This window comes from Paraciimarium castrense LEGE 11436, from assembly GCF_056633055.1.
On the sequence record NZ_JBSJOW010000003.1, the window covers coordinates 143,972 to 163,957 of the forward strand.

Annotated in this window: 23 protein-coding genes; 9 read left to right on the forward strand and 14 right to left on the reverse strand. The window is 70.1% G+C overall.

All coding sequences use genetic code 11. The features are described 5' to 3' along the window. The first annotated feature begins 61 nt into the window (after nt 1-61). Nucleotides 62-805 carry an aquaporin Z gene (gene aqpZ / locus ACWJIO_RS06450; protein ID WP_193912828.1) on the forward strand — a complete coding sequence of 248 codons (744 nt, stop codon included), beginning with the start codon at nt 62-64 and terminating at the stop codon, nt 803-805. Here aqpZ and ACWJIO_RS06455 read toward each other — a convergent pair whose 3' ends face one another. From ACWJIO_RS06455 to sppA, 12 genes are all read right to left on the reverse strand, one after another. Continuing rightward, on the reverse strand, nt 806-1,969 hold the full coding sequence (locus ACWJIO_RS06455) for an aminotransferase class V-fold PLP-dependent enzyme (RefSeq protein ID WP_480312195.1): 1,164 nt from the start codon (nt 1,967-1,969) through the stop codon (nt 806-808). After that, nucleotides 1,970-3,067 carry a hypothetical protein gene (locus ACWJIO_RS06460; RefSeq protein WP_480312197.1) on the reverse strand — a complete coding sequence of 366 codons (1,098 nt, stop codon included), beginning with the start codon at nt 3,065-3,067 and terminating at the stop codon, nt 1,970-1,972. It abuts the gene before it with no gap. A gap of 216 nt (nt 3,068-3,283) precedes the next feature. After that, the gene (locus tag ACWJIO_RS06465; RefSeq protein WP_186697068.1) at nt 3,284-3,463 is read right to left on the reverse strand and encodes a hypothetical protein; all 180 of its coding nucleotides are present in this window, start codon (nt 3,461-3,463) and stop codon (nt 3,284-3,286) included. 70 nt (nt 3,464-3,533) lie between these two features. Next, complete coding sequence (locus tag ACWJIO_RS06470; protein ID WP_480312199.1) at nt 3,534-5,051, reverse strand: AAA family ATPase; 1,518 nt, start codon at nt 5,049-5,051, stop codon at nt 3,534-3,536. Continuing rightward, complete coding sequence (locus ACWJIO_RS06475) at nt 5,048-5,674, reverse strand: YceD family protein (protein WP_480312200.1); 627 nt, start codon at nt 5,672-5,674, stop codon at nt 5,048-5,050. Before ACWJIO_RS06475 ends, ACWJIO_RS06470 begins: the two co-directional genes overlap by 4 nt. Nucleotides 5,675-5,756: 82 nt before the next feature. Continuing rightward, nucleotides 5,757-6,899: a membrane protein insertase YidC gene (yidC, locus tag ACWJIO_RS06480; protein ID WP_480312201.1), complete on the reverse strand. Its 1,143-nt coding sequence runs from the start codon at nt 6,897-6,899 to the stop codon at nt 5,757-5,759. A 61-nt stretch (nt 6,900-6,960) separates the two neighbouring features. After that, nucleotides 6,961-7,371, reverse strand: a complete 411-nt coding sequence (locus ACWJIO_RS06485) for a PH domain-containing protein (protein ID WP_480312202.1) — start codon at nt 7,369-7,371, stop codon at nt 6,961-6,963. Continuing rightward, nucleotides 7,368-7,751, reverse strand: a complete 384-nt coding sequence (gene rnpA / locus ACWJIO_RS06490; protein ID WP_480312203.1) for a ribonuclease P protein component — start codon at nt 7,749-7,751, stop codon at nt 7,368-7,370. The genes ACWJIO_RS06485 and rnpA overlap by 4 nt, the downstream gene beginning before the upstream one ends. Before the next feature lie 4 nt (nt 7,752-7,755). Beyond that, entirely contained in the window at nt 7,756-7,893 is a 138-nt protein-coding gene (gene rpmH / locus ACWJIO_RS06495; protein ID WP_186697062.1) for a 50S ribosomal protein L34, read from the reverse strand. A gap of 82 nt (nt 7,894-7,975) precedes the next feature. After that, nucleotides 7,976-8,578 (reverse strand): DUF2808 domain-containing protein, encoded by a 603-nt coding sequence (locus tag ACWJIO_RS06500; RefSeq protein WP_480312204.1) that lies wholly within the window; start codon nt 8,576-8,578, stop codon nt 7,976-7,978. 72 nt (nt 8,579-8,650) lie between these two features. Next, complete coding sequence (gene aroH / locus ACWJIO_RS06505; RefSeq protein WP_480312205.1) at nt 8,651-9,025, reverse strand: chorismate mutase; 375 nt, start codon at nt 9,023-9,025, stop codon at nt 8,651-8,653. Further along, complete coding sequence (gene sppA, locus ACWJIO_RS06510; protein ID WP_480312207.1) at nt 9,022-9,834, reverse strand: signal peptide peptidase SppA; 813 nt, start codon at nt 9,832-9,834, stop codon at nt 9,022-9,024. Before sppA ends, aroH begins: the two co-directional genes overlap by 4 nt. A gap of 63 nt (nt 9,835-9,897) precedes the next feature. Between sppA and ACWJIO_RS06515 the strand changes: the two genes are divergently transcribed. Genes ACWJIO_RS06515 through ACWJIO_RS06525 form a run of 3 tightly spaced genes read left to right on the forward strand, consistent with a single transcriptional unit; the run spans nt 9,898 to nt 13,814 of the window. After that, nucleotides 9,898-10,833, forward strand: coding sequence for a DMT family transporter (locus ACWJIO_RS06515; protein WP_480312420.1), 936 nt, complete (start codon nt 9,898-9,900; stop codon nt 10,831-10,833). Beyond that, complete coding sequence (locus ACWJIO_RS06520) at nt 10,833-11,957, forward strand: glycosyltransferase (protein WP_480312208.1); 1,125 nt, start codon at nt 10,833-10,835, stop codon at nt 11,955-11,957. The genes ACWJIO_RS06515 and ACWJIO_RS06520 overlap by 1 nt, the downstream gene beginning before the upstream one ends. A 24-nt stretch (nt 11,958-11,981) precedes the next feature. Beyond that, entirely contained in the window at nt 11,982-13,814 is a 1,833-nt protein-coding gene (locus tag ACWJIO_RS06525; protein WP_480312209.1) for an ArnT family glycosyltransferase, read from the forward strand. On the opposite strand, the gene ACWJIO_RS06530 is transcribed toward ACWJIO_RS06525, so the two are convergent. Then, nucleotides 13,808-14,404 carry a DciA family protein gene (locus ACWJIO_RS06530; protein ID WP_480312210.1) on the reverse strand — a complete coding sequence of 199 codons (597 nt, stop codon included), beginning with the start codon at nt 14,402-14,404 and terminating at the stop codon, nt 13,808-13,810. The genes ACWJIO_RS06525 and ACWJIO_RS06530 overlap by 7 nt on opposite strands. 262 nt (nt 14,405-14,666) lie before the next feature. Between ACWJIO_RS06530 and ACWJIO_RS06535 the strand changes: the two genes are divergently transcribed. The 5 genes from ACWJIO_RS06535 (at nt 14,667) to ACWJIO_RS06555 (ending at nt 19,254) form a co-directional block, all read left to right on the forward strand. Further along, nucleotides 14,667-15,446 carry a PspA/IM30 family protein gene (locus ACWJIO_RS06535; protein ID WP_480312212.1) on the forward strand — a complete coding sequence of 260 codons (780 nt, stop codon included), beginning with the start codon at nt 14,667-14,669 and terminating at the stop codon, nt 15,444-15,446. 161 nt (nt 15,447-15,607) lie between these two features. Further along, on the forward strand, nt 15,608-15,940 hold the full coding sequence (locus ACWJIO_RS06540) for a thioredoxin family protein (protein ID WP_480312213.1): 333 nt from the start codon (nt 15,608-15,610) through the stop codon (nt 15,938-15,940). Continuing rightward, nucleotides 15,927-17,138 (forward strand): aminotransferase class I/II-fold pyridoxal phosphate-dependent enzyme, encoded by a 1,212-nt coding sequence (locus tag ACWJIO_RS06545; protein ID WP_480312215.1) that lies wholly within the window; start codon nt 15,927-15,929, stop codon nt 17,136-17,138. Before ACWJIO_RS06540 ends, ACWJIO_RS06545 begins: the two co-directional genes overlap by 14 nt. After that, on the forward strand, nt 17,135-17,869 hold the full coding sequence (locus ACWJIO_RS06550; RefSeq protein WP_480312217.1) for a biotin--[acetyl-CoA-carboxylase] ligase: 735 nt from the start codon (nt 17,135-17,137) through the stop codon (nt 17,867-17,869). Before ACWJIO_RS06545 ends, ACWJIO_RS06550 begins: the two co-directional genes overlap by 4 nt. 131 nt (nt 17,870-18,000) lie before the next feature. Further along, nucleotides 18,001-19,254 carry a M23 family metallopeptidase gene (locus ACWJIO_RS06555; RefSeq protein ID WP_480312218.1) on the forward strand — a complete coding sequence of 418 codons (1,254 nt, stop codon included), beginning with the start codon at nt 18,001-18,003 and terminating at the stop codon, nt 19,252-19,254. On the opposite strand, the gene ACWJIO_RS06560 is transcribed toward ACWJIO_RS06555, so the two are convergent. After that, a complete protein-coding gene (locus ACWJIO_RS06560) occupies nt 19,251-19,964 on the reverse strand; it encodes an ABC transporter ATP-binding protein (RefSeq protein WP_480312220.1) in 714 nt (237 codons plus the stop codon). The two genes, ACWJIO_RS06555 and ACWJIO_RS06560, sit on opposite strands and share 4 nt — an antisense overlap. Nucleotides 19,965-19,986: the final 22 nt, after the last annotated feature.

Sequence of the window (19,986 nt, forward strand, 5' to 3'; positions counted from 1 at the left end):
ACAGAGTGAGCGCAAATGACCCATGGACCGGTAAGTTTTCAGAGTTGTAACTTTTGATGCAATGGCCCGAGCCATTCCACTGTCTAGAAAATGTCTCGCCGAGATGTTCGGCACGTTCTGGCTTGTGCTGGGCGGATGCGGCAGTGCCGTGCTGGCGGCCAACTTCCCCTATGACAACGCTGCAGCGAACCCACTGGGACTGGGCTTCCTGGGGGTGTCCCTGGCCTTCGGACTCACCTTGCTGACCATGGTCTACACCATTGGTCATATCTCGGGCTGTCACATCAACCCCGCGGTGAGCTTCGGCCTCTGGGCCGGCGGGCGCTTCAAGCAGGCTGAACTCCTCCCCTACATCGCGGCCCAAGTGGTCGGTGCCGTCATTGCCGGCGGCGTCATCAAGCTGGTGGCGAGCGGCCGCGCCGGCTTCGTGGTGGAGGGTGCCAACGCCCTTGCGACCAACGGTTTCGGCGCCAACTCCCCAGGTGGCTACAGCTTCTTCGCCGCCCTGGTGGTGGAAGTGGTGCTCACCTTCTTCTTCCTGCTCGTGATCCTCGGTGCCACCGACAAGCTGTCCCCCGCCGGCTTTGCCGGGGTGCCCATCGGCCTGGCACTCACCCTGATTCACCTCATCAGCATCCCGGTCACCAACACCTCGGTGAACCCGGCCCGCAGCACTGGCGTTGCCGTTTGGGTGGGCGGAGCCGCCGTTGGTCAGCTCTGGCTGTTCTGGGTGGCCCCGATCGTCGGTGCCCTGCTCGCCGGCTGGGTCTACAGCACCATGCTCAGCGACCCAGCTGCCGACTGATCACCGTTCTCTCAGGGCGGCGACCAGCCTGTCGCCGTCCTGTTCAAGGGTGCAGACGTGGGTGCAAGCCCGCAGGCAAGCCGGTTGATCGAGGCTGCGGATCCAGAGGCTCCGCTCCCCCAGCCATCGCACCACATCGCCAGGCTGTTCCCCTTCCAGCGTGAAGCTCACAATGCCGGCAGGAGGCGGTGTCTGCAGGGCGGTCTTCAGGTTTGGCAGGGCGGCCAGGGACTCCCAGAGGCGGCGAGCCTGCAGGCCGATCCGCTGCAGCCGCTGCTCCGGCGACCCCTCCGCCTCCAGCAGTTCCAGGGAGCGATCCAGGCCGGCGAACAGGGGGATGCAGGAGGTGGCCACCTCAAAGCGGCGCCCGTCGGTGTGAAAGCCACTGGTGGCGCTGCCCTCATGGCTGAGGCTGCGCCAGCCGATCAGGGTGGGCTGGGCTTCCGCCAGCAGCCGCTCAGAGAGGGCCACCACGCCCAGGCCCTCCGGCCCGCAGCACCACTTGTGACCCGTGCAGGCGTAGATGTCGGCCGCCTGGGCCGCCTCCTCCACCGGGATGCTGCCGAGCGACTGGGCCGCATCCACCAGCAGCCAAGGCTGCTGTGGGTGCTGGCCTAGCCGGCTGGCCACGGCAGCGATCGGCATCACCTGTCCAGTATTCCAGAGCAGGTGGGAGAGCACCACCAGCCGCGTGCGGGGGCGGAGGGCGTTCTCCAGCCGCTGCAGCACTGCGGCGTCGGTGGCCGCCGGGGCCTGCCGCAGGTCAGCAACCTTGAAGCGCTCAATCGTGAGTTGCTGGCGTCGGGCCAGCTCCTGGCAGGCCGCCACCACCCCGGGGTGTTCGCAATCGCTCAGCAGCAGCACATCCCCGGGCTGCCAGGGCAAGCCCCAGAGGGGCAGCACGCAGCCGCTGGTCACGTTCTCGGTGAAGGCCAGGCGCTGCGGCGCCACCCCGAGCCAGCGGCCCAGGCGCCTGCGCAGGCCCGTCACCGTGGCCTCCACGAAGGGCCACACATCCCCGGTGAACGGCCCCAGCTCCTGCAGCCGGGCCCAGGCCGCCACCATGGCCTCCAGACTCGCGGTCGGCAGGGGGCCCTGGCCGCCGTAGTTGAAGTAGGTCTTGTTGGCCAGGGCCGGCAGCTGGTCGCGAAACCCGCTGCCCATTCAGGCCTGGGTGCCGAAGGTCACCTGGCAGGCCGCATTGATCAGCTGGGCTTCCGCCGGTGTGGTGGGCACCTCGCCGTTCAGCAGCCCCTCTTCGCAGTCGGCCTCCATCTCATAGGTGCCCGAACCGTTGTAGACGGCAAACGTGACTCCCGTGTCTTCCACAGGTTCAACGCTGCCGTAATAGAGCTGCCAATTGGTATCGGGCACAAGCACGGTGGGCTGACGGCGCTCGATGGCCCGATCAATGGAGTTGTTGATGATCGCCGCAGTGGTGAGGGCAGTAACGCCCCATACCACGGATTGACCAACCCACCAGCCCCACGGTGGGGAACTGGACCAGCCGCCGTACCAGCCACCGCCCCAGGGGCGGTAGTTGTACCAGCTGCGGTTACGGGCCCAGCCGCCGCGTCCGTAGTAGTTGTTGACCACCACCGGGCGGCTCCATTGGTTCCGCCTGCTGCGGTTGTAGCTGCGCCAGCGGTTGCTGTCCCAGTCCCTGTAGCGGTTTTCGGCCTTGCGGTAGCCGCGGTCATAGCCCCGGTCGTAGCCGCGCTTGCGGCCCTTGTCGACCCCCTCGCGGTAGCCGGTCTTGACGCCCTTGTTGTAGCCACGGTCCTTGCCTTCGCGCAGACCCTGGCGATAAATGCGATCCCGTTCCGCCTTGGTGAGGGTGCGATCAGATCTTGGGGTTCTGTCTTTTTTGTTGTTGCCGTTGTTGTTGTTTTGGGCGTTCCGATCCCTGGCTCGATCGTTTTTCTGCTTCCGTTCGGCTCGCTCCTTGCGCTCGGCTCGCTCTTTGCGCTCGGCTCGCTCCTTGCGATCGTTCTTTTGGTTGTTGCTGGTCTTTCGATTGCCGTTGTTTTTCTGATTCCTGTCGCTTGTCTTGCGGTCGTTCTTCTGGCGCTTCTCAGACTTCTGATCGCGGTTCTTCTTCTTTTTCTTGTCTCGGTCTTTGTCCTTGTCTTTCTCCTTGGCGATCAGCACTGGTCCGCTATCGCCACCAGCCACCATGGCAGGGTTGGCCCGTTGGGCAGCGGGTTGCTGTTGGGACTGCCGCAGTGCAGCCATGGAGGGCAGGGCGGTGCCGCAGGCCATTACCAACGCCATGCTGATGGCGGGCAGGCTGAGACCAGTCCTGTGTTTTGAGCGGAGTGTCATGCCAAGGTCCAATTGGCGATGAAGTCACTATGGACAGCCTGGTGAGGGCTTGACAACCGCGGCTTTCCAGTTCTCAAGGTGGTGCTGATTGTGTCCTGAAGTAACGCTGCTGCGTGGCAGCCGCAGAGGCCCACCACTCAGCGGCGTTCGGCCTCAGAGCACCTGGCCGAGGGCCACGGCCGCGATGGCCGAGAACAGGGTGATGCCCAGGGCGGTGATCGGGTTCTGGCCCTGGGCCACCGCCACCGTGGTCACCACCCCTGCACCGATGCAAGCCACGGCCAGCTGGGTGAACAGTTCACCGCGGTCACGAGGCGTGGGGCTGGGGGTCATGGCGGTGCCTAGGTCGTGAGCAGACCGTAGGGGGGGTGGACTGGCCCACCCAGCCGTGGCCACGGGCTTGTTACCTGGCGTCGGAGTTCGTTACGCCCCGCAACCTGGAGGCGAGGCGGGCTCGCCCCGTGCTGGCCCACTGTTCCAGGGCTTCCAGCTGCTCCCGGGCCGTGCGGCTGAGGGGAACCACCTGGCTGGCGGCGGCGATCAGGTCGGCCTCGCCGAACTCCCGCTGCTCGGCAAAGGCCAGGTGCATCGCCTCGATCACCGTCTGCTCCAGTTCAGCCCCGGAGAAGCCCGCGGTTCGATCCACCAGCACCTCCAGCGGCAGGCTGTGGCCGGGCCGGCGCTGGCGCAATTGCAGGTCGAGGATGGCGCGCCGTTCCTCCGGCCCCGGCAGTGCCAGCAGAAAAATCTCATCGAAGCGTCCCTTGCGCAGCAATTCCGGGGGCAGCCGCTCGGCCGCGTTGGCCGTGGCCACCACGAACACCGGGCTGGTCTTCTCCGCCATCCAGGTGAGCACGGTCCCCAGCACCCGCTGGCTGGTGCCGCCATCACTGCGGCCGTCGCTGCTGGCCCCGAGGCCGAAGCCCTTGTCCACCTCGTCGATCCAGAGCACGCAGGGGGCCATCGCCTCCACCCTCTGGATCATGTCGCGGGTGCGGGCCTCCGAGGCGCCCACCAGCCCGGCGAACAGCCGCCCCACATCCAGCCGCAGCAGGGGCATGGACCAGCTGTGGGCAATGGCCTTGGCCGTGAGCGACTTGCCCGTTCCCTGAGGTCCCACCAGAAGCACCCCGCGGGGCAGGGGCAACCCATAGGCCCGCGCCTCCTCGCTGAAGGCCCGGCGCCGCTGCTCCAGCCAGTGCTTGAGCGATTCGAGTCCGCCGATGTCGGCGGGGCTCGAGCTGCTGGGGCAGTACTCCAGCAGGTCGCTCTTGGCGATCGCCTGGCGCTTTTCCTCCAGTACCTCGGCCAGGTCGTCAGCCCCCAGCTGGCCGCGGCGGGCCAGAGCCCGGGCTGCCAGCTGGCGCACCCGCTGTTCGCTGAGCCCATGGCAGGCTGCCGTGAGCTGGCGCAGTACCGGCGGATCGAGCGCCCGGCCACTGGCGGCGGCGATCGAGCTCAGCAGCTGGCCGATCTCGTCGGCGTCCGGCAGGGGCAGATCCAGCAGGGTGATGCAGTCATCGAGGTCCAGCGGCACCTTCCACTCCGGCGCCGTGATGATCAGCGTGCGGGGGGTCTGGCGCAGGCTGCCGGCCAGGTTGCGCAGGCGGCGGCAGATGCCGGCATCCTCGCCATAGCGGTGGAAGTCGCGCAGCAGCAGGATCGCGCCCTGCTCAGCGGGCAGGGAATCCAGGCAGCTCAGGGCCGCCATCGGATTGCGGCTGGCCTCGCCCTCCCGGTTCGGGGCACCGCGCAGGCCGTCCACGAAGTCCCAGCGCAGCAGGGTGCGGTTGCCCAGCCGCCGCGCCGCCTGCTCCAGCAGGGCCTCGACCCGCTGCTCCTCAAGGCTGCGGATCCAGAGGATCGGGGTGCGGGCCCGGATCATCAGGTCGAGGTGGTCAGCCCAGCTGGTTTCGCTCATGGCTGGGGCTCGGCTGCGCTGGATGCCTGGGCGGGGTTCTGGCGCAGGGCGGCCAGGGCCGCCCAGCGGGGGTCGCCGCCTGCTGGCTCGCCAGCCACTTCGCCACCTGGCTCCCCCAGGGGTGGGCTGCTGCCCCAGTGGGCCGGGCCCCGGCAGTCGGCACCGCAGCGGTTCACCAGCGGCAGCTGCAGACTCAGCTGCTCGAAGATCCAGTGGGCCGGGTCGAAATCGCCACGGGGATCAAGCGATTCGCCGAGGCTGTCGGTGTCGAGATCGAGGCGCTGATTCACCTCCTGCGCCATGGCCAGGGTCGCTTCCAGGCTCTGGGGGTCTGCCGACCCGAGCCAGATCAGCTCCCTGGCCTGGGCCTCCAGTCCGTGGTTGTAGTGGCCCAGGCAGCGGTCGCAGCAGAGGGTCACGATCGTGCTGGCCTCCCCCTCCACCTCCAGGGCTTCGCCCCGGTGCACGGCCCTCACCAGGCCCCTCACCGGCGTGAGGCTGTCCAAGCCCTCGAGATGCTGCTCCAGACGCCATTCCAGGCCGCCCTTGACGGCCTGGAGCTCACGGATCGGCACGGGCCGCAGCCGTGCCGGGGCTGGGGGGATGGTGTGGGGAGAGTCCATGGGGGGTGGTGGGGCGGGGAGCACCGGCGGCCGCAGCCACCCATGCCGCTGCAGGGGACCCGCTGGCATCACCGGCGCGGGATCATTTCTTGCCCTTGGGCTCGAACGGAAGCCGGCCGCCCCGCTCGCCGATGCCGCCGGCCGTCACGGTGACGGCCTGCTGGGACCTCTGCTGATCGAGGATGGCCTGCAGGTTGTCGGGCAGGGCCTCGCGGCTGAGCAGGAAGGTCTGCAGCGCCTGGAAGATGTTGGCCACCACCATGTAGAGCAGCACCCCTGCCGGCAGCGGGAAGAACAGGAACATGGCCGTGATCATCACCGGCGTGATCTTGTTGGCCGTGGACTGCTGCGGATTGGCCGGCATGCCCATCCCCGAGAGGATCTGGGAGATGAACAGGGTGGCGCCGAAGCCGGCCACCAGGCCGGCGATGTCCCAGTTCACCTGGCCGTCGCTCATGAAGCCCACCTGGCCCAGGGCCTTGATGAACAGGAAGCCGCTGCGGGCCGCCAGGCCGGGGATCTTGGCCTCCACCGTGGCGTCACCTGGGGCCAGGGCGGTGATGGTGCCGTTCTGATCCACCCGCACCACCTCGTCCCCCTTGGAGACGCTCCAGGTGGGCCGGAAGGCGTCGCCGTTCTCCACCCCGGCCAGTACCGAGGCAAAGCTCTCGTTGGTCTTGGTGTGCAGCGTCACGGTTTCGCTGCTGCCCACCGCCAGCTTGTTGCCGGCCTCGAGGCTGGCGATCACGGGCACATGGCTGGTGCTGGTGACGAAGATCGAGTGGCTGGCGGTGTTGAAGGGCTTGGTCTCGATGGCGGCCACCTGGTCTGCGGGCAGCACTTTGAGGTTCACGGTGTAGGGCACATCCGCGAAGGGTGAGCCCCGCAGGGTGGCGAACAGGGCGAACAGGATCGGCATCTGCACCAGCAGGGGCAGACAGCCCGCCAGGGGGCTGCCGAACTCCTTCATCAACTTGCCCAGCTCTTCCTGTTGCTTCTGGGGGTTGCTGGCGTGGCGGGCCTTGATCTCGGCCTGGCGCTTCTGCATCACCGGCTGGGCGATGCGCATGCGGCGGGCGTTGCGGATCGAGCCGGCGCTGAGCGGAAACAGGGCGAGCCGGATCACCACCGTGAGGGCAATGATCGCCAGCCCGTAGCTCGGCACCAATCCGTAGAAGAAATCGAGGATCGGGAGGAGCAGGTTGTCGGAGATGTAGCCGATCACAGCGGAGGGGGCCTGGGGGTGGAGGGAGGGCGTGGCTCAGTGTGCCTGAGCAGGCGGGGGTTCAGGCGGCCATGCCCTTGGGAGCTGCCGGACGCCTGGCCTGACGGCGTTCCTCGATGTAGGCCTCCAGCTCGCGAAAACGGGGCATGGAGCGCATTTCGAGCTTGGCGCCGTCGTTGAGCACCAGCACCATGTCGCCCCAGGCGCCGAAGCCCCGGGGCACGCTGCGCACCTCCCGGATCTGGCTGTACACCACCTGGGTGCGGTCGCGGCCCAGCCAGCCGCCATTGATCTCGATGCGGCGGCTGGTGATGCGAAAGCGCAGCCACAGGGCGCGCACCAGGGCCCCCACGGCAAAGGGCAGGCCAATCACGGTGAGGCCGAAGAGCAGGTTGGTGATCAGGTCGCCCTTGGCCGGGCCCCCTTCGTAGAACACCGTTTCCTGGATCTCGGTGGGGCTCTGCTTGCTCATCGTCTCAGACCTGCCCGTTGCAGAAGCTGCTCACATTCTTCCAGCAGGGCGTCGTCGCCGCGATCGGCACTGCCGGGCTTGAGGCTGAGCAGCAGCCACACCGGCCCCTGGGGCGAGGCGATCTGCTCACCGATCAGGTGGTTGTGCAACAGGCGTCGCAGGCGGTTGCGCCGCACCGCCCGCTTGTGCACCTTGGAGCTGATCACCACGCCGCAGCGCCAGGAACTCGGGGCGTGGCCGCGGTCGGCCTTGGTCTCCAGCGGGGCCTTGGCCGGATGCCAACGCAGCGAGAGGTGGGGGCTGTGCAGCTGGCGGCCCCGGCGGTAGAGGGCGTCAAAGACCCGCTGCCCCTTGAGCCTGTGGCGGCGGGGCAGGGCCATGGGCTCAGACGGCCAGGCGTGAGCGGCCGCGACGACGACGGGTGCGGATCACACGGCGGCCGGTGTGGCTGCGCATGCGCACTCGGAAACCCGACACTCGCTTGCGCTTGCGGCTCGTGCCTCCCAGGGTTCGCTTGGTCATGGCTCTCTGATCGCTCCTTCCGTCGCGTGGTTACTGGTGATGGATCAAGTTATCAGGCCACCCTGCGGTGCCTGACCGCAGCTCAGTTGCTGGGGGGATCGATCTGGATCAGCCAGCTGCCCAGGTAGCCCGAGATCGGCACCTCGCCGGGGGCCTGGGCCAGGGCATTGAACTGGTACATCCCCACATCAAAGGGGTTGAACAGCCGCATGTACACACCAATGGTGTCGGTGTCGGACACCGGCGTGTCAGGAAAAATCTCGATGGCACCGCCGTTTTCGGCGATCTCGATCGTGGCCGGGATGGTCTCCAGGCAGCGCGTGCGCGACAGCATGCCGCCCTTGCTCATCCTGCAGAGTTCCACCCGGCTGGGATCGATCTTGGCGTCAAAGTGATCGGGGATCGTGATGCTCAGCTTGAGGATGGCGGTCTTGCGGTCCTTCGGGCGCAAGACCAGGTAGTACTCCGAGCGCTGCAGGCGCTGGGTGTTGGTCATGAAAAAGTAGAGCTTGCGGTAGTCGCGGTTGTTCTCCCAGCGGAACTCCAGCAGGCCAGGGGTGCCCTGGGCCAGGGCCGCTGGCTGCAGGGCTGCTGGGCTCAGCAGGCTCAGGGCGCTGAGGGCGGCGGTACCGAGACCCGCTGCCAGGGCGAGGGCCAGGGGGCGGCGTGGTGGGTGGAAACCCATGGGGCCTGCTCCGATCAATCTCTTCATCCCAGCAGAGCAGACGCGGTGCTGCGGGGTGGGGTGGTCGGCGGGCTAGCTGGCGCGGTCGGGACGCAGCCGGCTCGCGCCCCGCAGATAGGGATGGCAGGGCTGGCGATCGGGATCCATCCAGGCGTGGGCCAGCAGGCGGATGCAGTGCTCCAGATCACCCGCCACCGCCATCTGCTGGCAGTCGAGCAGAGCTACGCGCTCCCAGCCAGGCCTGCGCCGGGCGATCGCGGCCGGGAAGCAGGCGTCGAGATCGGTGGTCACCGAGAAGGTCACCGAGAGCACCTGATCTCCCTCCAGACCGTTGCGCTCCACCAGCGCCTGCATCAGTTCAGCCACGGCCTCATCGATCGCGGCCACCGTGTTCGCCTCGCTGGTGGTGGCCCCTCGCAGGGCCCTCAGCTGCAGCCCGCCGCTCATGGGCGGAACAGCCACAGGGGCTGGCCGCACCAGCCCAGTTCGAGGCTGAGCAGCTGCTGCACGCGCTCCACCTGGCCGCGGCCGGGGATCAGGCCGCCGAAGCGCTTGGGCGGGGTGCCGAAGGGGACCGGCCGGGTCTTGTCCGCATCCAGCCCGGCCAGGTCGGCCGCCAGGCGGCGGGCCGCCTCCTCGTCCCCGAGAACATCCACCAGACCCAGCTCCAGGGCCTGGGCCCCACTGAACACGCGCCCATCGGCGAAGGCCCGCACCGCCTTGGTCTCGAGCTGGCGCCCTGCGGCCACGGCATCCACGAATTGCTGGTAGCTGGAGTCGATCAGGCTCTGCAGCAGCTCCCGTTCCGCCTCGCTGAGGGCCCGATCCGGCGAGAGGATGTCCTTGTAGAGGCCGCTCTTCACCGTTTCGAAGCTCACGCCGATCCGCTTGAGCAGCTTCGAGAGGTTGTTGCCCCGCAGGATCACGCCGATCGAGCCGGTGATGCTGCCGGGGTTGGCCACGATCTTCTCCGCCGCCACGCCGACGTACACGCCTCCGGAGGCGGAGATGTTGCCGAAACTGGCCACCACCCGGCAGCCCTTCTGACGCAGCCGCAGCAGGGCGGCATGGATCTCCTGGCTGTCGCCCACCGTGCCGCCGGGACTGTCGATCCGCAGCAGCAGGGCCGGGCACTCCCGTTGCTCCACCTGGCGCAGGGCCTTGAGCACCCTGGTGCGTGTGCCCCCGCCGATGGGGCCTTCGATGGCGATTCGCGCCATGGTGCGGCGTGTCTTGCGGCGCCAGGGCCAGACCATGGAACTCTTGTGTGGTTGCCGGATCTTAAAAAGAAGCCCCCACCGGCCTTGAAAACTGCCCCCATGCCCCAGGCCCTGCGCTGGCTGCTGATGCTGTTGCCGTTTGCCCTCTGGGGCACGGCCATGGCGGCGATGCGACCCCTGCTCAGCGACGGCAGCCCCCTGCTGGTGGCCACCCTGCGGCTGCTGCCGGCGGGCCTGCTGCTGCTGCTGGCGGCCCGGCTGCTGGGCCGTCCCCTCGCCATTCACCGCGCCGACTGGCCCTGGCTGCTCGCCTTCGCCCTGGTGGACGGGGCCCTGTTCCAGGGCTTGCTGGCCCGGGGCCTGGTGCAGACCGGGGCTGGCCTGGGCTCGGTGCTGATCGACTCGCAGCCCCTGTTGGTGGCCCTGATGGCCCGCAGCCTGTTCGGCGAGGCGATCAACCCGGTGGGCTGGCTGGGGCTGGTGCTGGGGTTGCTGGGCATCCTCTGCCTGGGCCTGCCGGCCGCCGTGCTGCGGCACTGGTGGCTGGAGGGCCCCCCGGTGCTGGATGAGCGGGCCTGGAGCCATGGCGAGCTCTGGATGCTGGCTGCGGCGGTGGCGATGGCGGTGGGCACGGTGCTCTGCCGCTATGCCGTGCGCCACAGCGACCCGGTGGCGGTCACCGGCTGGCACATGCTGTTGGGAGGGGTGCCGCTGCTGGCGCTCCACGGGGCGCCGCTGCTGGCCTCGGGTGGCCCCTGGCTGCCGGGCTGGTCGTCGCTGCAGTGGGGCCTGATGGCCTACGCCAGCCTGCTGGGCAGCGCCCTGGCCTACGGGTTGTTCTTCTGGTTTGCCAGCAGCGGTGATCTCACCGGCTTCACCGCTCTCACCTTCCTGACTCCCGTGTTTGCCGTGCTCTGTGGGGTGGTGTGGCTGCAGGAGCGGCTCTCGCCGCTGCAGTGGCTGGGGGCCGGCCTGGCGATGGTGTCGGTGCTGCTGATCAACCGCCGCCAGCAGCTCTGGGGAGGACCGCTCTGATGCGCATCCTGGTGGTGAACACCCCGATGGGCCCCCTGGGCAGCGGCGCCGGTGGCGGTGTGGAGCTCACGGCCCTCTCCCTGGTGGCGGGGCTGCTGCAGCGCGGCCACCAGCTGATGGTGCTGGCCGCCGAGGGCTCCCGGCTGCCGTCCAGCTGCGGCGGCGCTGAGCTCTGGCTGGAGCGGGGCGAGGCCCAGCCCAGCTGCCAGCACCAGGAGCGCCACAGCCCGGTGCTGATCCCGGCCGATGGCCTGCTGCCCCGGCTCTGGCGACGGGCCCTGAGCGAGCAGCATCGCGCCGATGTGATCCTGAACCTCGCCTACGACTGGCTGCCGCTCTGGCTCACGCCCCACCTGTCCACGCCCCTGGCCCACCTGATCAGCATGGGATCGGTGGGCGAGGCGATGGATGCGGTGATCGCCGAGGTGGCGGCCCGCCAGCCGGGGCGCCTGGCCTTTCACACCGCCGCCCAGGCCGCCGATTTCAGCCTGCCGGCAGCGCCGCGGCTGGTGGGCAACGGTTTCGATCTGGATCAGTACGGCTTCAATTCCCAGCCGGAGCGGCTGCTGGGCTGGGCCGGCCGCATCGCCCCCGAGAAGGGCCTGGAGGATGCGGCGGCCGTGGCGGCCCAGCTGCAGATTCCCCTGGCGGTGTGGGGTCTGCCCCAGGATCCGGCCTATGCCCGCTGGGTGGAGAGCTCCGTGCCCCCCGGCACACTGCAGTGGCGGGGGTTTCTGCCCACCGAGCAGTTGCAGCGCGAGCTGGGGCGCTGTGCGGTGCTGCTCAACACCCCGAAGTGGAACGAGGCCTTCGGCAACGTGGTGGTGGAGGCCATGGCCTGTGGTGTGCCGGTGGCGGCCTATGCCCGAGGTGGCCCGGGGGAATTGGTGCAGGAGGGGCTCAACGGCGCCCTGGCCGCTGCCGATGACCGGGCGGCCCTGGCGCTGGCCACCGAGCGGGCGCTGGGGGTGGAGCGGGCGGCCTGCCGACGCTGGGCGGAGCGCCACTGCTCCCGGGCGGTGTTCGCCGAGCGGATCGAGGGCTGGCTGGAGGAGGTGTGGCGGGAGGCAGGGCTGCAGGGGGGAGGTGCTGCAGCGGCGGGTGGCCCCGGCCGGCGCAGATAGGGTCGCCCCAGTTCCCTGGGCCCTGTGACCCCTGCTCCAGTTCCCACCTGCCAGCGTCGCCGGGTGCTGCTGCTCTGTCTTGGCCTGGGGGTGGTGCTGTTTCTGTGGCAGCTGGGGGTCAGCGGCCTGGTGGACGAGACGCCGCCGCTGTTCGCCGCCTCGGCCCGGGCGATGGCCGAGGCCGGCGACTGGCTGATTCCGTGGGTCAACGGCCTGCCGCGCTACGACAAGCCGCCCCTGGTGTACTGGGGGATGGGCCTGGTCTATGCCCTTCCCGGCCAGGGGTGGTGGAACCCCCTGGGCACCTGGGCGGCCCGGCTGCCCTCAGCCCTGGCCTCGATCGGGCTGATGCTGGCCCTGGCCGACACCCTGCTGCGCTGGCCCCAGCACGGCCGCCGTGCCGCCCTGGCTGCCCTGACGGCAGCCGTGGCCTTCGCCCTCTCGCCCCTGGTGCTGCTGTGGGGACGGATCGCGGTGAGCGACGGCCTCTTTACCGGTTGCCTGGGCCTCAGCCTGCTGCTCTGCTGGCGCTGCTACGCCGCGGGCGGCCGCGGCTGGTGGTGGGGCTGGCTCTGGCTGGGCCTGGCGGTGCTCACCAAGGGGCCGGTGGCGGTGCTGTTGCTCGGCCTCACCCAGCTGCTGTTCGGCTGGCTGCAGGGTGACCTGGCGCGGCTCTGGTGCCGGCTGAGGCCGCTGCCGGGCCTGGCGATCACGGCAGCCCTGAGCCTGCCCTGGTACGGCCTGGCCCTGGCGGTGGAAGGGGAGCCGTTCTGGCGCAGCTTCTTCGGTTACCACAACCTGCAGCGCTTCACGGCTGCGGTGAACAACCACTCCCAGCCCTGGTGGTTTTTCGGGCCGGTGCTGCTGCTGGCCAGCCTGCCCTGGAGCCCCGTGTTGCTGCTGGGCCTGCTGCAGGGCCTCAGGGGCCCCAGGCCCTGGCGCCGGCACTGGGTTCCGGTGGCGCCGTTGGCACCGGCCCTGTCGCTGCAGCGCTACAGCGCCTGCTGGCTGCTGGCGGTGCTGCTGTTCTTCACCCTGGCGGCCACCAAACTGCCCAGTTACTGGCTGCCCGCCACGCCTGCGGCGGGGGTGCTGGTGGCCCTGGCGGCCCAGCGGGCCCAGCCCCAGCGCCGGGCCTGGACTTGGGCTGCAGCCACCACAGTGCTGCTGAGCCTGGCGATGGCCCTTGCTTTCGCCGCCGCCCCCCTGTGGCTGCCCCTGGTGATCACGCCGGAGATGCCTTCGCTGCCCCAGGAGCTGCTGGCGTCGGGCCTGCTGGCCCTCGCCGCCGCCTGCTATGGCCTGGCGGCCCTGGTGGGGGCGCTGTTGTGGTGGAGGCGTCAGCTGAACCCGCTACCGGGGCTGGCGGCGCTGCAGGTTCCGCTGCTGCTGTTCGTGCCGCTGGTGCTGCTGCCCAGCTGGCAGCTGGGGGATCGGCTGCGGGGCCTGCCGGTGCGGGCCATGGCCAGCGCCGTGCGGCAGCACCAGACGCCAGCCCAGCCCCTGGCGATGGTGGGCATGTTGAAGCCCTCGCTTCACTACTACAGCCGCCGCGTGGTGATCTACGAGGGGGCACCGGCCACGGGGCTGGTGAACCTGGCCGATCGCCTGGCCCGGGAGCGACGCCGCAGCCAGGAGCCAAGCGGAGTGGAGGAGCAGCCCACGCTGTTGCTGGTGATCGATGCCGAAACGGCTCAGCGGCCCCACTGGCGCGATCTGCAGCCCGAGCTGCTGGCCTCCGCCGGGATCTATCGGCTCTGGCGCCTGGATCGCCAGCGGCTGGAGCGCAGGGCTGCGCAGCTGCGTGCCGCCGGCGTGGGGCCCGACTGGCAGGATCCGCGGCCCGAGCGCTACTGAGAGCTGACGCTGTCGGGGCTGTCGGCGTCAGGGCTGTCGGCGAGGATCCGACGGCGGCAGAAGCTGCAGCTGCCCCAGCGGGCCATCTCGCCGGCTGGGGCAGGGCAGTGGCAGGCCGGGCAGGTGGCCATGCCATGCACGTCCACCCGACTGGGGTGGCGGGCCCAGCTGCCCGCTGTCTCCTCGCCGGCCAGCTCCGGTTTGGTGGCCGGATGGTGCTGGGTGAGGCGTACCTCCCGCACGGCAAAGCCGGCGGCCCGCAGGCTGCCGAGCAGCTGGTGGCGGTTGTACTGCAGGGCCTGGAGCCAGGGGCCGGGGGCGGCCCCCACCGTGAGCACGGAGCCCTGCAGGCGCAGGGGGCGGCAGTGGGGGGCCAGCTGGGGGCCGGCCAGGCTGGGCCAGCGCTGCCACAGCGCACCCAGGTTGCCCTGGCGTTGCCACTGCTGCTGGAGGGAAGCGAGGCACTGGCCCAGGGCCGTGGCCGGCGGCTGGCTGGCCGGCACCATCACCGTGATGCTGCCAATGCGGCGCTGCCCCATGGCCTGGCCGCTGCTGCGGTTCCGGTTCCGCTTCGAGCCTTCTTGTGCCATCAGCCTGAACCTGCCATCAGCCGGAGCGCTTGACCACTCTGAACCTGGCACCCGCTTGACCGTGCCAGCAACCAGATCCCGCTGACCAACCGCCCTTGCCACCAGCTCCGCGCCGCCGCCCCTGGTCCCGGAGCACCTCAGTGGTGGTCCCCAGTGCCCTCACGCCGTGAGCCGCCCGGGCGATGCAGAGCGCCTTGGTGCTGGGCCGATCAGACGCTGGTGGCGTTCATGGTTAGCCTCTGGCCTTGCCCCCAGCTGCGCCATGGGCTTTTTTGACCGCCTCAGCCGACTGCTCCGTGCCAACGCCAATGCGGCGATCGGCAGCATGGAGGATCCCTCCAAGATCCTTGACCAGTCCGTCGCGGACATGCAGTCCGACCTGATCAAGCTCCGCCAGGCTGTGGCCACGGCCATTGCCAGTCAGAAGCGGATCGCCAACCAGGCCGAACAGGCTGAGAGCCAGTCCAAGACCTGGTATCAGCGCGCCGAACTGGCCCTGCAGAAGGGGGAGGACGACCTCGCCCGCGAGGCCCTCACCCGCCGCAAGACCTACGACGACACCGCCACCGCCCTCAACACCCAGCTCAAGAGCCAGGCCGGCCAGGTGGACGCGCTCAAGAAGACCCTGGTGTCCCTGGAGGCCAAGATCGCCGAGGCCAAGACCAAGAAGGACATGCTCAAGGCCCGGGCCCAGGCCGCCCAGGCCCAGGAGCAGCTGCAGAGCGCCGTGGGCAACCTCGGCACCAACTCCTCGATGGCGGCCTTTGAGCGCATGGAAGAAAAGGTGCAGAACCTGGAGGCCCGCAGCCAGGCCGCTGCCGAGTTGGCCGGTGCCGACCTGGAGAGCCAGTTCGCCGCCCTCGAGAGCAGCGATGTGGACGATGAGCTCGCCGCCCTCAAGAACCGGCTCTCCGGCGCCGCCGGCCCCGCTCCGGTGGCCCTGCCGAAAGACAGCGACCCCGTGCCCCAGTTGGAGCCGGTGAAGGTGGCCGAGGTGGATGCCGAACTCGAAGAGCTCAAGCGCTCAATCGACAAGCTCTGAGCGGGGCCCTGTGGGCGATGGGCCATGGGCCAGGCCCACCCGGCTCCCATGCCCTCAGCGTTCCGTTCCCGGTCGGGAGCAGGCGTGCCCTTAGCTTGAAGCCCTGGTTCCAGGGCGTTGCCCGCCCCCCAACTTCCCCCGTTCCCCCTCCTGCTGTTCCCGTGGCTGCTGCTGTGTCCGTCGTCCATCTCACCGATGCCAACTTCGAGGCTGAGGTGATCGCCTGCAGCGAAGCCGTGCTGGTGGATGTCTGGGCTGAGTGGTGTGGCCCCTGCCGACTGATGGCACCGCTGATGGACTGGGCCGCCAGCGATTACGCCGGCCGCCTCAAGGTGGGCAAGCTCGAGGCCGATCCCAATCCTGTCAGCCGCGACCGCCTCCAGGTGCAGGGCCTCCCCACCCTGGTGCTCTTCAAGGCCGGAGCCCCGGTGGCTCGCCACGAGGGCGCCATGGCCAAGGCCCAGCTCAAGGCCATTTTGGATGCCCATCTCTGAGCGCCTGGCCCAGTTGGGCAGCGGCGTCTTTGCCCGCAACGATCGCCGCAAGAGCGCCTACAGCCTGCGCGCCGCTGGTGCCGACAGCGGCCTGGACCCCCTGCTCGATCTCTCCCTGGGCTCCACCGATCTTCTGCCGCCGCCCGAGGCGATCGCGGCGATGGCGCGCGCCCTCCCTGCCCCCGCGAGTGCGGCCTACTGCCTCCACAACGCCACGCTGCCCTTCCGGGAGGCCGCGGCGGCCTGGGCCCAGCGGCGCTTCGGGGTGGCCGTTGATCCGCAGCGCGAAGTGCTGCTGCTGGTGGGCTCTCAGGAGGGCACGGCCCACCTGCCGCTGGCGGTGCTGAATCCCGGCGATGCCGCCCTGCTGCTCGACCCCTACTACCCCTCCCACCTGGGGGGCCTGCAGCTCGCCTCGGCCCGGCCCCAGCTGTTGCGCCTCGATGCGGCAAGCGGCTGGCGGCCGGATTTCGAGCGGGTGTCCACCGCCGAGTGGGAGGCCCTCAAGCTGATGGTGCTGGGCTTCCCCCACAACCCCACCGCCACCACCGGCGAGCAGGCCTGGGTGGATGCGGCCATGCACAAGGCCCTGCGCCACGACCTGGTGCTGGCCCACGACAATCCCTACGTGGACCTGGCCCTGGAGGGCGAGGCCCCGGCCCTGCTGCGCCACCCGGGTTGGCGCAGCCACGGCATCGAGTTCTTTTCCCTCTCCAAGAGCTGGTGCCTCGGTGGCTTCAGGCTGGCCTTCGCCATCGGCGCTGAGTGGTTGATCACCGCCCTGAGGCAGCTCAAGGGGGTGGTCGATTTCAACCAGTCCCTCGCCCTCCAGGCCGGGGCGATCGCGGCCCTGGAGCAGGCTTCCCACTGGCCGGCTCAGCTGGGCCAGACCTATCGGCAGCGGCGCGACCACATGACCGTGGCCCTGGAGGCGGTGGGCTGGCCGGTGCGGCGCCCCAGCATGGCGCTGTATCTGTGGCTGGCTCTCCCACCCCAATGGCAGGGCCAGCAGGGCGAGGGCTCCGAAGCTTTCTGCGCCGCCCTGCTGCAGGCCACCGGGGTGGCTCTCACTCCCGGCAACGGCTTTGGTCCCGGCGGCGAGGGCTGGGCCCGCCTGGCCCTGGTCCACCCCACCGAGCGGCTGCAGCAGGGAGCCGCCCGCATCGGCACCTGGCTGGCCGCCGGGGCGCCCCGGTGAGCGGCTGGCAGATCCGGCGGTTGCCCGTGTGCGCCAGCACCGAGTGGGAGCTCGATCGCTGGCTGCGCCACATCCCTCCCGGCCCCCAGGGCCCCGATCCATGCCGGGCCGTGGTGGCCAGGCGGCAGCGCCACGGCCGGGGTCAGAGGGGGCGGCCCTGGAGTGCGCCCCCCGGTGGGGTGTGGCTCAGCTGCGCCTTCCCCTGGCCGGCGGAGTCCCAGGCCAGCCTGGCCCTGGCCGTGGCCGTGGGGCTGGCCAGGGAATTGGAAGCCCTGGATCTGCCGGTGCGGATCAAGTGGCCGAACGATCTGCTGCTGCATGGCCGCAAGCTGGCGGGCCTGCTGCCGCGCCTGCGCTGGCGCGGCGACAGGCTGCTCTGGGCCCAGGCCGGCATCGGTCTGAATGGCACCAACCGGGTGCCGCCGGGCGCGATCTCCGTGGCTCAGGCCCTGGCCCGTCCCGGGCGGCGGCCCCTCCCCGGCAGGGGCCGCTGGCATCCCCAGGCCTCTCCCCGGCGTCTGGAGGCCAGGGTGCGGCGGGCACTCGGCTGGGCGATGGCCCAGGCCGCTGCTGCTGAGCTGGTGCGGGCCGAGGCCGAACAGCGGCTCTGGCGACCGGCCGAGGGGGTGCTGCTGGGGGCGGAGTCCTGGCAGGTGGCCGGCCTGGAGCCCGATGGTCGCCTGCGGCTGCAGCGGGGCTCGGCGCTTACCTGGCTGAGCCGCAGCTTCTGAACGCGTCTTCCAGGCGACACCCCACAGCGGCACCAGGACGGCTGACGGGTGAGAATGGGCGCTCCCAGGGGCTGCTGGGATCCGCTCTCGCCTGCACCGACGCTCGCCCCACTGCCTGCTCGATCCGCTCCATGGCGCGTTTGTACCCTCACCACTTTCTGCCTGCCGTCCTGGTGACGGGTGGGGCTTTGCTCGGCCTGGCGGGCCTAGGGCTCGCCCAGGAGCGCCCACCGGCCAGCACGGCAGCGTCGCCGCCGCTTCAGCCCTCGGCGCCGGCCGAGGCTTCTGGCCTCCCTGCTGGCGGCGGCGACGACCCCGCACCTGAGGCCAGCAGCGGCGGTGTCCGGGTGAACCCCCGCCCGGCCCAACCGCTGCGCCCGGCCCAACCGCTGCGCCCGGAGCGCACGCCAGCCGCCACGGCCCCGGCCCCCCGCTCGGCGCCACCAGCCACAGCCCAAGATTCCCGGCCACCAGCCAGCTTTGATTCCTCCCTCGACGCCCTGGTGCGAGAGGGTGTTGTCACCCCGGCGGAACGGGAGCGCTTGCGCTCCGGCAGCCGTGCCATTCCCTTCAGCAGCCCGGCGAATGTTCAGGCCTGCAGCAGCGGCGCCCTCTCGGCTCAGGAGTGCCGCAGGGGCGTGGTGGTGCGGGGCTGGGGCCGCCCTGGCCATGCCTTCTCGGGCTCTGGTGGCCTGCTTGGCGGCGCCGAGAACGGCCTGGCTGGCCCTGGACAGCAGCTGATCGGCGGGGCCCCGCTCTCCACCCCGCTCACGGTTCCCGTGGCGGCCCTGCTGGCCGGAGGCGGAGGCGGCTTCCGGCTCGCCGATGTCTTCGCGGTCACGCCTCGCCCCTCGCCGATCGGTGGCAACGGCAACCGCAGGCTGCTCTTTCCCCTGATCGGCTCGGCCGTGACCAGCAGTGGCTTCGGCTTCCGCATGCACCCCGTGCTCGGCAGCTGGCTCATGCATGCCGGCCGCGACCTGGCGGCACCGGAGGGCACCCCGGTGGTGGCCTCCCTCAGCGGCCGGGTGATCAGCAGCGGCGTGGCGGGCGGCTACGGGCTGGCCATCGAGATCGAGCACGAGCGCCCCAGGCGGCGCACGCTCTACGGCCACCTCAGCGAGCTCTACGTGAAGGCCGGCGACCGGGTGCGCCAGGGGGAGGTGATCGGCCGGGTGGGCAGCACGGGCCTCAGCACAGGCCCCCACCTGCATTTCGAGCTGCGGCTGCCCGGCGATGGCGGCTGGATGGCGGTTGATCCCGGCGATCTCGACCCCGGCCAGGCGGCCGGCGGCAGCGATGCCATCGCCCTGCTGATGGGCCAGCTGCTGCAGAGCCTGGAGCGGCCGATCGCGCCCCTGAGCCCTGCCCCTCCAGCGGGCTAGGGGGCGGCCAGGGCCGGCGCCTGGCTGGTCGTCTCGGTGATTCGGCCATCGCGGAAATGGACCACCCGGTCGGCGCGGGCGGCCACATCGTCTTCATGGGTCACCATCACCACGGTCATGCCGCCGCGGTGCAGTTCATCGAAGATGGCCAGCACCTCCTCGGTGGTGCGGGAATCCAGGGCGCCCGTGGGTTCGTCGGCCAGCAGCAGGGCGGGTTGGTTGATGATCGCCCGGGCGATCGCCACCCGCTGCTGCTGGCCGCCGGAGAGCTGGTTGGGCTTGTTCTGCAGGCGATCGGTCAACCCCACCCGCCCCAGGGCCTCTGCGGAGCGCCGCCGCCGTTCGGGGGCCGACACCCCGGCGTAGACCATCGGCAGCATCACGTTGTCCAGGGCCGAGAGCTGGGGCAGCAGGTGGAACTGCTGGAACACGAATCCCAGATCGCGGTTGCGCAGATCGGCCAGCTGGTCGTCGTTGAGCTGATTCACCAGAGTGCCGTTGAGCCGGTAGCTGCCGGCACTGGGCCGATCCAGACAGCCCAGGATGTTCATCGCCGTGCTCTTGCCCGAACCCGACGCCCCCATCACGGCCAGATAGTCGCCCCGGTTGACGGTGAGGCTCAGACCATCAAGGGCCCGCACCTCCATATCCCCGGAGCCGTAGATCTTCTCCACAGCCTCCAATTGGGCTACGGGCTGGTTTGAAGACATGGGCTGGAGGGGAGACGCTGCA